Consider the following 13,209-nt stretch of genomic DNA (forward strand, 5'->3'; position numbering starts at 1 on the left):
GCGTCAGTGGCGGCAGCCGGCGTCGGTGAGCTCGGCGCGGTCGGTCTCCGGGACGGCCTCGGCCTCCGGACGCGCCGGCTCGTCGTGGCCCGCGGTCGGGTGCGTCCCCACCGCGTCGACGTCCGGGACGACCGCGTCCATGACGGCCGACCCCTCGTGCGGCCCGCCCTCGAGGACCATCGTCTCGGGGGCGTGCCCGCCGACGAGGACCGGCTCGGACTCGAGGTTGCGGTGCGCCTTCAGGTACGCGGGCACGAGCAGGGCGACCGCGCCGAGCCACGCGAGCGGGTTCGCCCAGACGACGCCGGTGAAGCCGAACGACGCGCCGAGCACGATCGCGGCGCCGACGCGCATGACGAGCTCGATGACGCCCGTGACGGTCGGGACGCCCGTGTGCCCGAGGCCCTGCAGGGCGCCGCGCAGCACGAACAGCACGCCGAGGATCGCGTAGAGCACGCCGTTGACGTGCAGGAAGTGCGCGGCCATCCCGACGACCTGGTCCTCGCCGGGGCCGACGAACAGCCGGACGATCTGCGCGCCGCCCGTGACGAGCACGGCACCGAGCAGCACCGACCCGACCACCGACATCCACACGCCCTGGACCACGCCGGTGCGGATGCGGTCGGGGCGGCCGGCGCCGTGGTTCTGCGCGACGAACGTGGAGACCGCGAGCCCGAGCGACTGCAGCAGCGCGACGGCCAGGCCGTCGACGCGCGCGGCCGTGGTGTAGGCGGCGACGGCGTCCGGGCCGAGCGCGTTGAGGCGGACCTGCACCGCGAGCGTGCCGATCGCGATGATCGACATCTGGAAGCCCATCGGCACGCCGATGCGCAGGTGGCGGACGAGGTCCTCGCGCGTGACGCGCCAGTCCTCGCGGTGCACGTGCAGCACCGGCACGCGCTTGACGACGTACGCCAGGCACAGTGCGACGGAGACGCCCTGGGAGATGACGGTCGCGAGCGCGGCGCCGCCGACGCCCATCCCGAGCACGGGCACGAGGCCGAGCACCAGCACGATGTTGAGCAGGCAGCTGATCGTGAGGAACACGAGCGGGGTGCGGGAGTCGCCGATCGCGCGGATCACCGCGGACAGGAAGTTGAAGAACATCATCGTGCTGCCGCCGAGGAACGTGACGACCGTGAACGTCGTCGCGTCCTCGAGGAGGTTCTCCGGCGTCTGCAGCAGGCGCAGCGCGGGCTCGGCGACGAACGGCGCGCCGACGGTCAGCACGAGGCTGCCGATCGCGGACAGGATCGTGCCGGCGGCCACCGAGCGGCGGACGCCCGCGGCGTCGCCCGCACCGAACGCCTGCGCGGTCGGGATGGCGAAGCCGCTCGTCATGCCCCACGTGAACCCGAGCAGCAGGAAGGTCAGCGCGCCGGTCGCGCCGACGGCGGCGAGCGCCTCGACGCCGAGCACGCGGCCCACGACCATCGCGTCGGCGACGTGGTAGAGCTGCTGGACGACGTTGCCGATGAGCAGGGGGACGGCGAACAGGAGGATGACGCGCCAGGGGCTGCCGGCGGTCAGGACCTTGGGCATGACAGGGGTCTCCGGGATCGGAGGAGTGACGGATGGGGGCGTGCGGTCCCGGCGCTTCTCGCGCCGGCCGCTGTCGCCACTGAATCGTATCGATACGATGCCCGCCCGTCTGTAGCCCTTTTCGGTGCGGGATGCTGTCCGCTCGGTCACACCGTGGACGCTCGTCCAAACGCTGTTCATCGCCGCGCAAAGGCTCGGGCGACGCCGGGGCAAAGGCGTGGCCGGAGGGTCGAGGGACGGCCTAGCGTGCGACGGTGACCGACACCGCGCTGCGCCCGTGGCGGCCCTCCGACCTGCCCGCGCTGCTCGACGCCGTCCGCGCCGGCGACGACCTGCCGCGCCAGCTCGACCTGCCGCCCGACCCCTCCGACGACGCCGTCGCCGACCGCCTGCGCACCCGCCTGCTGCGCTGGGAGCCGGCCGCGTACGTGCTGGCCGTGACGGCCGACGACCGGCCGGTCGGGTCGGTCGCCCTCACGCACGTCGAGCGGACGCACGACACCGCCTGGGTCTCGTACTGGGCGGCGCCGGCGGCGCGAGGGCGCGGCCTGACGACGTCGGCGGTCGCGGCCGCGGCGCACTGGGCGCTCGGCACGCTGGGCCTGCACCGCCTCGAGCTCGGCCACCGCGTCAACAACCCGGCGTCGTGCCGCGTCGCGACGCGGGCCGGGTTCGTCGCCGAGGGCGTCGAGCGCGCGAAGCTCCGCTACGACGGCGTGCGGTACGACGTCGAGACGCATGCGCGGCTGGCGACCGACCCGGTGCCGGACGTGCCGCTGCTGGCGGTGCGGGCGGTGCCCGTCGGGGACGGGGACGCCGCCGCGTCGGCCGCGCGCGCCGCCGCGCCGGGCGGTGCGGCGTGACCGCCCCGCCCGACGAGGTGCCGATCTCCGCCGAGGTCGTCACCGCCCTGCTCGCCGAGCAGCACCCGGACCTGGCCGGGCTGCCCGTCGGGCGGCGCTACTCCGGGTGGGACATGGCGATGTACCGGCTCGGGGACGACCTGGCCGTGCGGCTGCCGCGGCTCGCGACGACGGTCGGCTCGCTCGAGGCGGAGCTGCGCTGGGTGCCGGAGCTGGGCCGCGGGTGGACGTTCCCGACGCAGCGGGTCGTGCGCGTGGGCGAGCCCGGTGCCGCGTACCCGTGGCCGTGGGCGGTCGTCACGTGGCTGCCGGGGGTGCCGGCGTCGGAGCGTCCGCTGAGGGCGTCGGCCGGACCGGCGCTGGGCCGCGCGCTCGCGGAGATCCACGTGCCGGTGCCGGTGGGCGTCGAGCCGCCGTTCAACCGCGAGCAGTCGGTCGCGCTCGCGGAGCGGGGGCCGGGGCTCGTGTCGTCGCTGGACCGGATCGAGGCGGCGGCTCCCGGTCGCGGCGTGCGGCTGGACCGCGCGGCGGCGGACGCGCTGTGGGCCGACGCGCTCGCCGCGCCCGTCGACCTGCCGCTCTCCTGGATCCACGCCGACCTGCACCCGTACAACCTGCTCAGCGACGACGGGCGGCTCGGCGGCATCATCGACTGGGCCGACGTCGCCGGCGGCGACCCGGCCACCGACCTGGGGTTCCTGTGGCTCTCGCTGCCGCCCTCCGGTGTGGCGGCGGCGGTGGAGGCCTACGGGGGCGTGTCGGCGGCGACGCGCGCACGGGCGCGCGGCGTCGCGCTCGCCCTGGCTGCCGGGTGGGCGGTGTGGGAGGGCGAGGAGCTGACGATCGAGATCGGGTGGCGGGCGCTGGGGGCGCTGGGCGTCGTGCGCTGAGGGACGCGCCTCGGACGCCGCGGGCGTGCGCGGCCTCGGGGGCGGACGTGCGCCTGCTGGGAGACGGCCGCGCGGCGCCCCGGCGACGGTGCCGCCGGGGCGCCGCGCGCGTCGTGTCAGATGCCCGCGCCGCCGCTGCCGGACGCGCCGCCCATCTGGGCGCTCTGCATGCTGTTCGCCGTGATCGGCGGGTTCGGCAGGCCGTCGCCCTCGTCGTACGGCTCGTTCTGCGGGGCGGTGCCGCGGACGGGGTCGGGCGCGGCGGTGGTGTCCGCGGCGTGCGCTCGGGTGGCGTCGTCGCCCGGCTGGGGCGTGGTCGGGTCGGTCATCGTCGGCCTCCTGACGTCGGTCCGTCCTGTCTACCAGGGCGCCGCGGTGACGGCTCCTCGACCGTGCCCGCCGCCCGCCGGAGCCGCGGCACGTGCCACGCTGCTCGCACTCCCCGTCAGAGAGGACCCCGATGAGCTCCGCCGTCCGCCTCATCCGATCCGGCACCCTGTCCGACGTCGCCGAGTACGCGTACGCCGCGACCGCACCGGCCGACGCGCGCTTCGTCTTCCTCGCCGGGGCGTGCCCGCTCGACGACGACGGGCGGACCGTCGGCGTCGGCGACCACGCCGCCCAGGCGGCGCAGTGCGTGCGCAACCTCCTCGTCGCGCTGCGCGACGCCGGCGCCGGGCTGACCGACGTCCTCAGCACGCGCGTCCTCGTCGCGACCACGCGCCAGGCGGATCTGGTGGCCGCGTGGGAGGTGGTGCGCGAGGCGTTCGGCGACCACGACGTGCCGAGCACCCTCGTGGGCGTGACGGTGCTGGGGTACGACGACCAGCTGGTCGAGGTGGAGGCCGTCGCGGCCGTGCGGGACGAGGCGTGAGCGTCGACGACGACGCGCGCACCGACCGGCTGCGGGGCGTGCTCGCCGGGCAGGCGTGCGGGGACGCGCTGGGCGCCGGGTACGAGTTCGGGCCGCCCCTGGGCGACGACGCGCCGGTGGGGATGGTCGGCGGCGGGGTCTTCCACTGGCAGCCGGGCGAGTGGACCGACGACACGCAGATGGCGACCGTGCTGGTCCGCGTGGCGCTCGACGCCGCCGAGCGAGGGAGCGACCTGCTCGCGTCCCTCGACGACGTCACCGCGGGCTGGGCGGCGTGGGCGCGGACGGCCGCGGACGTCGGCGCGCAGACACGGTCGGTGCTGACGACGGCGGCGTCGACGTCCGCCGCGGACGTGGCCGCCGCGGCCCGCGCCCACCTCGCGGCGACCGGGCGCGCCGGGGGTAACGGGTCCTTGATGCGGACGGCGCCGGTGGCGCTCGCGTACCTCTCCGACCGGGGGCGGCGGGCCGAGGCGGCGCGGGTCGTCAGCGACCTCACCCACCCCGACCCCGTCGCCGGCGACGCGTGCGTCCTGTGGTGCGACGCGATCGCGCGCGCCGTGGAGACCGGGGTGGCCGACGTGCGCGCCGGGCTGAACCTGGTGCCGTCGTCCCGGCGGGACGCGTGGGTGGCGTGGATCGACGAGGCCGAGGCGGCACCGCCCGTCGCGTTCCACCGCGACAACGGGTGGGTGGTGTCCGCGTTCCGGGCCGCCTGGTCCGCGGTCGTGCGCGGCGACGACCTGCGGGGCGTGCTCGAGGTGGCCGTGCGCGGCGGGAGCGACACTGACACGGTCGCGGCGATCGCGGGGGCGCTCGCCGGGGCGGCGCACGGGTGGTCGGGCGTGCCGGGGGAGTGGCGCGAGGTCGTGCACGGCTGGCCGGGGTGGACGGTCGGGGAGCTGGCGCAGCGCGGGGTGGTGCTGGCCGGTGGCCGGTAGCGGGGCGGTGACGGGCGGGCGTGGGGGTGCCGTCGGGTGCGAGGGCTCAGGACGCCCCGTCGCGCTGCCGATGCTGGTGCCGTGAGCATCCCCGGTGACGACCTGCCGCGGTCACCGACGGGGCGCGTCCCGCAGTGGGTGATCGACGAGGCGATGGGTACGCCGGCTCCGGTGACGGAGTGGCGGCCGTACGCCGTCGCGGCCCCCGCGCCGGTGCCGCCGCGGCGGGGCAGGGTCCTGCGACGGCTCGGGCTGCTGGTCGTCCTCGCGGCCGTGGGTGCGTGGGCGGCGATCACCATGCTCCCGGCGGTGCTGAGCCAGGTGGACGCGCCGTGGCTCGACCGGCTCGTCGTGGGTCGCGTCCCGGAGCCGACCGCGGAGGTGGCCGCGCTCGCGGACGAGATGTTCCTGACCCAGGAGGGGCGCGACCTGCTGTACCGGGCGCAGCCGGAGCTGCTGGGGGACGCGGAGTTCGAGGGCCGGTGCGGCACGGGCCCGCGGCTCGTCCGTGCGGACGGCGCCGTCGGCTGCTACTGGACGCGCTCGGGCACGGACATGGGCGCCGGGTCGATCATCGTCTACGCGCCGGCCGACCCGCGGCTGCGCGGGTACGTCGTCGAGACCGCCGCGCACGAGCTGCTGCACGCGGCGTGGCTGGAGCTGAGCCCGGGCGAGCGCGCAGAGGCGACGTCACTGCTGGCCGAGGTCGTCGCCGGGATCGACCCGGCGGACGAGATGCACGCGCAGATTGCCGGCTCCGTCGGTGGGACCGAGGAGAACCGCGCCACGGAGCACTTCGCGTACGTCGGGACGCAGGTGTGGCCGGAGGGCGGGCTGCATCCCCGGTTGGAGGAGCTGTACGGCCGGTTCATCGCCGACCGCGCTGCGCTCGTCGCCGTGCACACCACGTTCCAGGCGGAGCTCGACCGGCTGTACGCCGACGCGACCCTGTCCCAGCAGGCCCTCGACGGGCGGCGCAACCAGCACTACCAGGCGCAGGCGCAGCTCGACGCCGACACCGCCACCCTGGACGGCTACCGGGCGATCCTCGAGGAGGAGGAGGCCAGGTACGCGGCGATGTCCCCGGGGGAGCAGTCGCGCTCGCGGCTGGGGTGGACGTGGCGGGACGGGACGCGGCTGCCGATGGCTTCTGCCTCGACGACGCTGGCGGCGGCGCGTGACTTGCTGGCGCGGGACGAGGCGGAGCTCGCCGCTCGCGCGGAGCAGCTGCGGGTCTCCGGCGAGGAGCTGGCCGCCGAGGAGGCGCGGGTGGATGCGCTGACCGCGGATGTGCAGGCGGTGTTCCGGCAGCTGGACCCGGGGGGAGGGTCGTGAGGTTCGGCGAGCCCGCCGGTCACTGCTGCGCGCCGCTCCCGTAGCCGGGCGCGATCCCCGACCCGTAGGACGCGTACACGTCGTCCTCCGCCGGCGGGATCGGCACGGCCCGGTCGAACCGCTGCACGCGGGGACGCGCGTGGTCAGCCGCAGTCGGGTGGGGTGGGGACGGCGGTGCAGAGCTCGGCGACGAGCTTGCTGGTGCGTTCGACGACCTCGAACGGTGGGCTGGTCGTGGTGGTCTGCGCGGTGCCATCGACGTCGCGCCAGGCCGGTGACCCGGCGACCTGGTAGCGGCCGGACCACTCGGTGGTCAGGGTGATCTGCCGGGTGCCGAGGTCGCGGTAGACGTGGAAGGTGTCGAACGCCGGGTACGGGGCGCCGGGGTCGGTGGTGACCAGGGGCCGGGTGCCGTCGCCGAAGTCGTAGGTGAACCGGGTCGGGGTCGCCTCGACCGTGACCTGGTAGCCGAGCAGGTCGGTGGTCAGGGTGACCGGGGAGGGGTCGGTATAGACGATCGTCTCCTTGTTCACCAGAACCCAGTCCGCCGCGGGTTGGACGTTCAGGACCGGGGCCGGGATGGGCAGACGACGGAAGTCCTCGGCGGTGAGGGTGGGAAGGACGTCGGCGCCACACCCGCCGGAGTCGACCTGCTGCCACTGGCCCCACTCCGCAGTTGTGGTGGCTCGCTGTCGCCGCCACATGGGCTGTAGCACTGTGTCGCCGTCACATCCGGTGAGGGGGAACGGTGTGCCGCCCTCGGGGCAGGACCCGTCGACGTTCCCCTTCTGCCAGAACCACGCGGCCCCGGTGGCACAGATGACGGAGCGCTCGTAGTCAACGAGCCGCTCGGTTGCCGGCACCACAGCGTTCGTTCGTGCCCGCGCCTCCCCGTCCCGGACGTGCAACTGGGCCGCCTGGCCTGCTTCGTCGAAGTAGCCCTCCACGTTGGGCAGTGCCGTAGCGCTCGTCGCCGAGGCCACCGCGAGGAGGGCTGCCAGGAGAACGACCGGCGCTGCCCTCTTCATGAGCCTTCGGCCGGGCCGACGTCCAGCGCCTCGACCCGCCAGCTCTGGTCGTAGGAAAGCGCGAAGTAGAAGCGATATGTGCCCGGCGTCGACGCTTCTGTGGCTGCGTCGCCACGCTGCTCCCGGACGATGAGGGTCGCCGAGTACGAGGATCCCGGTGCAAGCTCGACGGCGGTCGAGTGGACGACCTCCAGCACTCCGTCCTCTCCATCGTCGCGCCCGGCCCTCGCGTCCTCGAGCATCGCGGTGCAGGTGCGGCAGCCCTCCGCGACGAGCGCGTGCCATGGGCCCTCGTCCCGCGTCTCGAACAGGTGCGTCATCACTGCGATGAAGTACGTGCCTGCTGCGGCAGCGCCCTCCGTGCCGGCGTTCGCCATGGCGTCCGGTGGAACTGGGGCCGCAGGTGCGGTACTCGGCGAGGGCGTCAGCGGCGAGTTGGACGCGTGGGAGGTCGCCGACGTTGCCACCGTTGTCGGGGTGCTCGCGGGAGTCGGTTGGGTGCACGATCCGCACAGGACGGCCAGCACCCCGACCGCGACCATGCGCGCGGTGCTGCGTCCTCGTCGATGCATGCCCGGAAAGTACCGGTTCTGCGCTTCCGCGTGGCCAGCGCCGTTCACCTTGTGGATAGGCGTCGGAGCGAGCTGCAGGACGTTCGCTGGCGTGCCGAAAGAGTCCACATGGAGCGACGATGACCGCCGCCGGCTATGGCGCCGAGGAGCAGGCGAGCCGCCGCGCTCGCCGACTGGCTCGCCTCCGCGAGGAGGAGGCACGCGGCGCGGCGGTCGACGCCGAGGTCCTCCGCCGCGCCCAGCAGGACCAGCGCAACTGGTCCGCCGGCGCGGAGGGCGAGCGGCTCGTCGCCGCGAGCCTCGCCTCGCTGGAGCGCTACGGGTGGACCGCGCTGCACGACGTCAGGTGGCCGGATCGGCAGCAGGCGAACATCGACCACATCGCGATCGGGCCCGGCGGCATCGTCGTGATCGACGCGAAGAACTGGTCGGGCCGCGTCGCCGTGGCCGAGGGATCCCTGCGGCAGAATGGGTACAGCCGTGCCTCGTCCGCGGAGGGCGCGGGCCAGGCCGCCGCCGCAGTCACCGCCCTGCTCGCGCCGCAGCACCGGACGGCCGTCCGCGCGGTGCTGTGCCTGGCTGCCCAGGACCAGGCGCCGACGCCGGTGAAGGGCGTGGACGTGCTCGGGCGGTGGCAGCTGCCGGAGTACCTACTCGGTCTGCCGCACCGGCTCTCGGTGTACGACGTCGCGGACATCGCGCGCTACCTCGGGACGGAGCTGGACCGAACGCGTCCGAGCAAGCCTCGAGCGCCGCGTGGGAAGAACCGGACGCGTCAGCCGGCGCAGCGCCGGCCGGCGGGTCGCCGGAAGGAGGGGCCCGGGGCTGCGCTGCTGAGGCTCGTCCTCACGCTCGGCGGCCTGTACCTGTTCCTGCAGTTCATGATGCGCCTGCTGGAGAACTACGCCGCGAGCATCTCGGGCTGATCTGGGCGCGCGGCGTGGCGCTCCTTGCCGTGTGCAGGTGTAACTGCTGAGCTCCGCCCGTGGACACCGCCGTCGAAGCCCAGCTCCGCAAGCAGATCATCGCCTGGGTGCACCAGCGCGCCGAGGCGAACGGCGGGTTCCTGCACCGTCAGGAGCTGCTCGGCTACCGCACCGGCGGTCGTGACCTGCCGCTCATCGACTTCTCGCGCGGCATCCGCAACCCTGCCGGCTTCGGCTCGACGCTCGCGATCGTCCAGTCGGCGCACGGTCCGTACGACGACGCCGAGGACCCCGAGGACGGCCTGCTTCACTACGCCTATCGCAAGGGCGACCCCGACGGCGGCGACAACCGCAAGCTCCGCAACGCGATCGAGACGGGCATGCCGCTGATCCTGTTCCGGAAGGAGCAGCCGAACTACTACACGCCGATCGCGCCGGTCTACGTCGTCGACGACGTGCCCGAGGAGCGCGCGTTCCTCATCGCCCTCGACGAGTCGTTCCGGTACATGGGCGACGTCCGGCACCTCGGTGACGACCAGCGCCGGTACGCGTTGCGCCTGGCGAAGCAGCGGCTGCACCAGCCGGCGTTCCGCACGCGCGTGCTGCTCGCGTACGAGACGCAGTGCGCGGTGTGTCAGCTCAAGCACGGGGCACTGCTCGACGCTGCGCACATCGCCCCCGACTCGGCCGAGCACGGGATCCCGATCACTCCCAACGGCCTCGCGCTGTGCAAGATCCACCATGCGGCGTTCGACCAGAACATGCTCGGGATCTCGCCGGACTACGTGGTGCACATCGACCGGGACCTGCTCGAGGAGGTCGACGGGCCGATGCTGCAGCACGGGCTGCAGGAGATGCACGGGCGGGCGTTGACGCTGCCGGCTCGGCGCGCGGACCACCCGGACCGTGACCTGCTGTCGAGCCGGTGGCGGGCGTTCGCGCGGACGCGCTGACTGCGACAAGGGCTCCTCAAGGAGCAACCGCCACGCTCGCGCCCCGAGCATCCATCTCCGTCCCCCGCGGCGATAGCAAGGGCGCTATCGTCGACTCATGACCGACTCCTCCGGTGCGCAGCTGCGCGCCCGTCGTCTGCGCCTCGGTCTCACCCAGCGTGAGCTCGCGGCGCGGTCGGGCGTCGCCCAGCCCGTCATCGCGGCTGCCGAGACGGGGCGGCGCGGCATTGGTCCCGAGGGCCGCGCGAGGCTCGACGCGGCGCTACGCGTCCGCCCGTCGACGGTGCTGGACCGGCACCGCGCTGCTGTCCGCGAAGCCGTCCAGCGGCACCACGGTCACGACGCGCTCGTCATCGGGTCGGTCGCTCGAGGCGAGGACAACCCGGACTCCGACATCGACCTCATGATCACTTTCGACGAGGGAACCGACCTCGTCGACGTCCTCGACCTCACGGACGAGCTCGAGGAGCTGCTGGGAACGAAGGTGGATGTCGTCTCCGGTCGCGTTGCCGGAGCCGTGAGTGCACATGCGCGCCGCGACGCGGTGCCCCTGTGACGACCGACAAGGTCGCTCGGCTGCTCGACGACCTCGTCGCGATGGGCGAGGACGCCGCGCACATCGTCAGCCTCGGTCAGGCGGCCTACCTCGCCGACGACGCCAACGGCCGCCTCCTTCGCAATGCAGGCGAGCGCGTCATCATCAAGGTCTCCACGGTCGTCGAGAGGCTGCCGGAGGAGTTCAAGGCGGCGCATCCCGAGGTCGAGTGGGTCAAGATCCAGCGGATGCGCAACCTCGTCGCGCACCACTACGACAAGGTGCAGTCCGACTTCGTGTGGGCCACGTTGGCGCACCGGATCCCGCGGCTGATCGCGGACGTGGTGGATCGGCGGGGGTGACCGCCGGCCCGCCCTGTCCCGCGTGAACCGGTGCGATTCGAGGCGACGCTCGCGCACGACGGGCAGTAGCGCGCCCGCTTCAGTCACTGCACCCGGAAGATGCGGGTGCGGTGCCACTGCGCGTACTGCACGTCGATCGTCGTCGCCGTGGCCGGCAGCGCGACGCGGTCGAAGAGCGGCGGAGAGCCGAAGTACCTGCGGACGTCCGCGCGTGTGTCGCGGTCGAGCAGGAGGCTGGGCGCCACGGTGACCCGCAGGTCGTCCTCGATGGTGAGCAGACCCTGGTCGAAAGCGGCGTCGTGGGTGGGGCACGCGGCGAGGCCGTTGGCGACGAGCAGGCGCTCCCGCTTCGTCGCATCTCGCCACGGCTTCACGTGGCTCGCTCGGAGCAGGTGCGAGGGACCGGCGCTCGGCGCGGCGAACCCGCAGAAGACGCAGGCATGGCCGCAGTTCGCGAGGACGTCGCGTGCGAACCTGTGCTGTCCGACGCGCACGGCTGCCAGCGTGATGCGCTCGGTCTCGCGCTCGTCGTAGCCAGCGTCCGCGAAGCTCTCGAGCGCCTCCTCCACTGCGAGTTCCAGAAGGCTCGGCCCGAGCTCGTCCTGCCCGAGGAGCGAGACCTCACCCCCGGTCTCGATCCCAAGAAAGTCCGGTAGCGCGACGACGTCGACACCGGCCGCTCGGGCCGCGGCGAAGCAGGTCCGGTACACCGCTGCCAGGAGCTGGTGATCGCTCCGGAGCGTCGCCGCGACGAGTATGTCGTTCCTGTTCCCCTTGGGCCTGGCTCCGTCGAGGTTGTCCATCTTGGCGATGATGCTCGTCGGCGGCCGTCGAAACAGACGAGCGAGCTCCGGTACCGGCGTCGGAGCACGACGGGCAGCCGCGTTGCTGAACCGCGAGCTGTCGACCAGGTACATCGCCGCCAGGCACAGGATCGTCTCGACGGGCGTGAAGTTCTCCTGGCGCTGTCCCGGCTCGACGGGCTGGCGCGCCAGGATCGAGAGCCACTGCCCGCGTGCAACGGGCGGCTCGATGTCGACGTAGTCGGCTGCTGCGTAACGGGTTCGCGGCATGCCTCCTCCTCGTCACCGTGGCACGGCTTCTTGAACAGCCGCACTGGAGTGCGCGCCTCCTGCGAGCCGGCGCGGGACGTCCCTACGTGCCACGGCACGTGTGACGTTCGCCGTGCCTGCTCAATCTGCTCTCGCGAGTGTCGATGAACCGAGGAGGCAGGCTGCGAGCCGCGCTGCCCGTGCGATGGAAGGACAGCCGACACGTGCCAGGAGCTGCAGGGATCGTTGCAGGGGTAACGGGATTCGCCATCGGAGTCGTGGCTGTCGCAGCCGCCGCCGTCTACGTGTCGACGGATCCGCTCGCCACAGTCGTCGCGGTGGTCGACGGTGACACGGTGGACGTCAAGCTTGCGGGCGAGGAGCTTCGCGTGCGCCTCCTGAACGTGGACACCCCTGAGACGGTCGACCCGGACGAGCCGGTGCAGTGCATGGGCCCGGAGGCGACCGCCTTCCTGGAGGAGACGCTGCCTGTCGGGGCGAGGGTGCGGCTCGAGTACGACACGGAACGCACCGACCGGTACGGCAGGGTGCTCGCCGGTGTCTACCGGGACTCGGAGCTCGTCAACGCTTCGATCGCTCGTGCCGGCCTGGGCGTCGCGGTCGTCATCGGCGACAACGACCGCTTCTACGGCGAGGTGAAGGCGGCCGAGGAGGCCGCGCGTGAGGACAGCATCGGGCTCTATGCGACCGACGTCGCCTGCACGATTCCCGCACAGGTTGCCGCGACGGAGAAGACGGTGGACGACGCGCTCGCCGAGGAGCCGACTGCGGGGGCTGGGCTCGAGGAGCTCAACGGTTACGCGTTGACCCTGGCAGGCGCGGCCGCGACAGCCGCGAGCACCGCCGACCTCCTCAGGGGCAACCCGGAGCGATGGCCGCTGCTGGCGGCCCGTGACCTCGCAACGTTGCGGACAGGGCTCCAGGAGCGAAGGGCGCTCGTCGCCGCGGCCGCCGAGAGGAACGCGGCAGCAGTTGGGGTCGAGCAGCAGCGGATCGAGGCCGAGCGTCTCGCGGCCGAGGCCGCGGCCCGGGCTGCGGAAGAAGCCCGGTTGGCGGAGGAGGCGCGTCTGGCAGAAGAGGCTCGTCGCGCCGAGGAGGCGCGGGCTGCCGAGGCTCGACGTGCGGAGGACGCTCGCCGCGCCGCCGCGGCTGAGCGGTCGGCGCCGTCCCGACCAAGGTCGTCGGGGTCCTCTGGCGGGTCCAGCGGAGGCGGCGGGGGTGGCGGCGACAGCTATACCGGATGCCGTGCGTACGCCCCGGGCGGCAAGACGTACACGAAGATCGACTGCGTGACGAAGCAGCCGATCGGCTGAAG

At 73.6% G+C, this 13,209-nt stretch carries 15 protein-coding genes; 10 read left to right on the top strand and 5 right to left on the bottom strand.

Translation table 11 applies throughout. The annotated features are described in order from the left end of the window. Window positions 1-3: 3 nt before the first annotated feature. Entirely contained in the window at window positions 4-1,542 is a 1,539-nt protein-coding gene (locus FB586_RS02855; RefSeq protein ID WP_136517794.1) for an MATE family efflux transporter, read from the bottom strand. Between the two features lie 254 nt (window positions 1,543-1,796). On the opposite strand from FB586_RS02855, the gene FB586_RS02860 reads away from it, so the two are divergent. Both FB586_RS02860 and FB586_RS02865 read left to right on the top strand, forming a co-directional pair. Beyond that, on the top strand, window positions 1,797-2,405 hold the full coding sequence (locus FB586_RS02860; protein WP_136517795.1) for a GNAT family N-acetyltransferase: 609 nt from the start codon (window positions 1,797-1,799) through the stop codon (window positions 2,403-2,405). Further along, on the top strand, window positions 2,402-3,295 hold the full coding sequence (locus tag FB586_RS02865; protein ID WP_136517796.1) for a phosphotransferase: 894 nt from the start codon (window positions 2,402-2,404) through the stop codon (window positions 3,293-3,295). The genes FB586_RS02860 and FB586_RS02865 overlap by 4 nt, the downstream gene beginning before the upstream one ends. A 116-nt stretch (window positions 3,296-3,411) precedes the next feature. On the opposite strand, the gene FB586_RS02870 is transcribed toward FB586_RS02865, so the two are convergent. Next, window positions 3,412-3,624: a hypothetical protein gene (locus tag FB586_RS02870; protein ID WP_136517797.1), complete on the bottom strand. Its 213-nt coding sequence runs from the start codon at window positions 3,622-3,624 to the stop codon at window positions 3,412-3,414. Between the two features lie 131 nt (window positions 3,625-3,755). On the opposite strand from FB586_RS02870, the gene FB586_RS02875 reads away from it, so the two are divergent. The 3 genes from FB586_RS02875 (at window position 3,756) to FB586_RS19230 (ending at window position 6,445) form a co-directional block, all read left to right on the top strand. Beyond that, window positions 3,756-4,169 (top strand): RidA family protein, encoded by a 414-nt coding sequence (locus FB586_RS02875; RefSeq protein WP_136517798.1) that lies wholly within the window; start codon window positions 3,756-3,758, stop codon window positions 4,167-4,169. Further along, a complete protein-coding gene (locus FB586_RS02880; RefSeq protein WP_136517799.1) occupies window positions 4,166-5,110 on the top strand; it encodes an ADP-ribosylglycohydrolase family protein in 945 nt (314 codons plus the stop codon). Before FB586_RS02875 ends, FB586_RS02880 begins: the two co-directional genes overlap by 4 nt. An 81-nt stretch (window positions 5,111-5,191) precedes the next feature. After that, window positions 5,192-6,445, top strand: a complete 1,254-nt coding sequence (locus tag FB586_RS19230) for a hypothetical protein (protein WP_168800432.1) — start codon at window positions 5,192-5,194, stop codon at window positions 6,443-6,445. A 143-nt stretch (window positions 6,446-6,588) separates the two neighbouring features. Here the strand turns inward: FB586_RS19230 and FB586_RS02890 are convergent, their stop codons facing one another. Beyond that, on the bottom strand, window positions 6,589-7,392 hold the full coding sequence (locus FB586_RS02890; RefSeq protein ID WP_246036366.1) for a hypothetical protein: 804 nt from the start codon (window positions 7,390-7,392) through the stop codon (window positions 6,589-6,591). Between the two features lie 77 nt (window positions 7,393-7,469). Then, complete coding sequence (locus FB586_RS19235; protein ID WP_168800433.1) at window positions 7,470-8,153, bottom strand: DUF6318 family protein; 684 nt, start codon at window positions 8,151-8,153, stop codon at window positions 7,470-7,472. Window positions 8,154-8,164: 11 nt separating this feature from the next. On the opposite strand from FB586_RS19235, the gene FB586_RS02900 reads away from it, so the two are divergent. The 4 genes from FB586_RS02900 (at window position 8,165) to FB586_RS02915 (ending at window position 10,821) form a co-directional block, all read left to right on the top strand. Beyond that, on the top strand, window positions 8,165-8,971 hold the full coding sequence (locus FB586_RS02900; RefSeq protein WP_136517803.1) for a nuclease-related domain-containing protein: 807 nt from the start codon (window positions 8,165-8,167) through the stop codon (window positions 8,969-8,971). Window positions 8,972-9,030: 59 nt separating this feature from the next. After that, complete coding sequence (locus tag FB586_RS02905) at window positions 9,031-9,924, top strand: HNH endonuclease (RefSeq protein ID WP_136517804.1); 894 nt, start codon at window positions 9,031-9,033, stop codon at window positions 9,922-9,924. Window positions 9,925-10,021: 97 nt separating this feature from the next. Continuing rightward, on the top strand, window positions 10,022-10,480 hold the full coding sequence (locus FB586_RS02910; RefSeq protein ID WP_136517805.1) for a nucleotidyltransferase domain-containing protein: 459 nt from the start codon (window positions 10,022-10,024) through the stop codon (window positions 10,478-10,480). Beyond that, entirely contained in the window at window positions 10,477-10,821 is a 345-nt protein-coding gene (locus FB586_RS02915; RefSeq protein WP_246036367.1) for a HepT-like ribonuclease domain-containing protein, read from the top strand. Before FB586_RS02910 ends, FB586_RS02915 begins: the two co-directional genes overlap by 4 nt. An 83-nt stretch (window positions 10,822-10,904) precedes the next feature. Here FB586_RS02915 and FB586_RS02920 read toward each other — a convergent pair whose 3' ends face one another. Further along, window positions 10,905-11,894 (bottom strand): HNH endonuclease, encoded by a 990-nt coding sequence (locus tag FB586_RS02920; RefSeq protein ID WP_136517806.1) that lies wholly within the window; start codon window positions 11,892-11,894, stop codon window positions 10,905-10,907. A 257-nt stretch (window positions 11,895-12,151) separates the two neighbouring features. Between FB586_RS02920 and FB586_RS19685 the strand changes: the two genes are divergently transcribed. Beyond that, a complete protein-coding gene (locus FB586_RS19685) occupies window positions 12,152-13,207 on the top strand; it encodes a thermonuclease family protein (RefSeq protein ID WP_187697834.1) in 1,056 nt (351 codons plus the stop codon). Window positions 13,208-13,209 lie beyond the last annotated feature (2 nt).

Origin of the sequence: Cellulomonas telluris (assembly GCF_004886325.1) — a bacterium.
Taxonomy (GTDB): domain Bacteria; phylum Actinomycetota; class Actinomycetes; order Actinomycetales; family Cellulomonadaceae; genus Cellulomonas; species Cellulomonas telluris.

Bases quoted from the DNA above. Each gene is read 5' to 3' on its own strand.
- FB586_RS02900 (WP_136517803.1), top strand. From the start codon at position 8,165: ATGACCGCCGCCGGCTATGGCGCCGAGGAGCAGGCGAGCCGCCGCGCT.
- FB586_RS02920 (WP_136517806.1), bottom strand. From the start codon at position 11,894: ATGCCGCGAACCCGTTACGCAGCAGCCGACTACGTCGACATCGAGCCG.
- FB586_RS02870 (WP_136517797.1), bottom strand. From the start codon at position 3,624: ATGACCGACCCGACCACGCCCCAGCCGGGCGACGACGCCACCCGAGCG.
- FB586_RS02875 (WP_136517798.1), top strand. From the start codon at position 3,756: ATGAGCTCCGCCGTCCGCCTCATCCGATCCGGCACCCTGTCCGACGTC.
- FB586_RS02855 (WP_136517794.1), bottom strand. From the start codon at position 1,542: ATGCCCAAGGTCCTGACCGCCGGCAGCCCCTGGCGCGTCATCCTCCTG.
- FB586_RS02910 (WP_136517805.1), top strand. From the start codon at position 10,022: ATGACCGACTCCTCCGGTGCGCAGCTGCGCGCCCGTCGTCTGCGCCTC.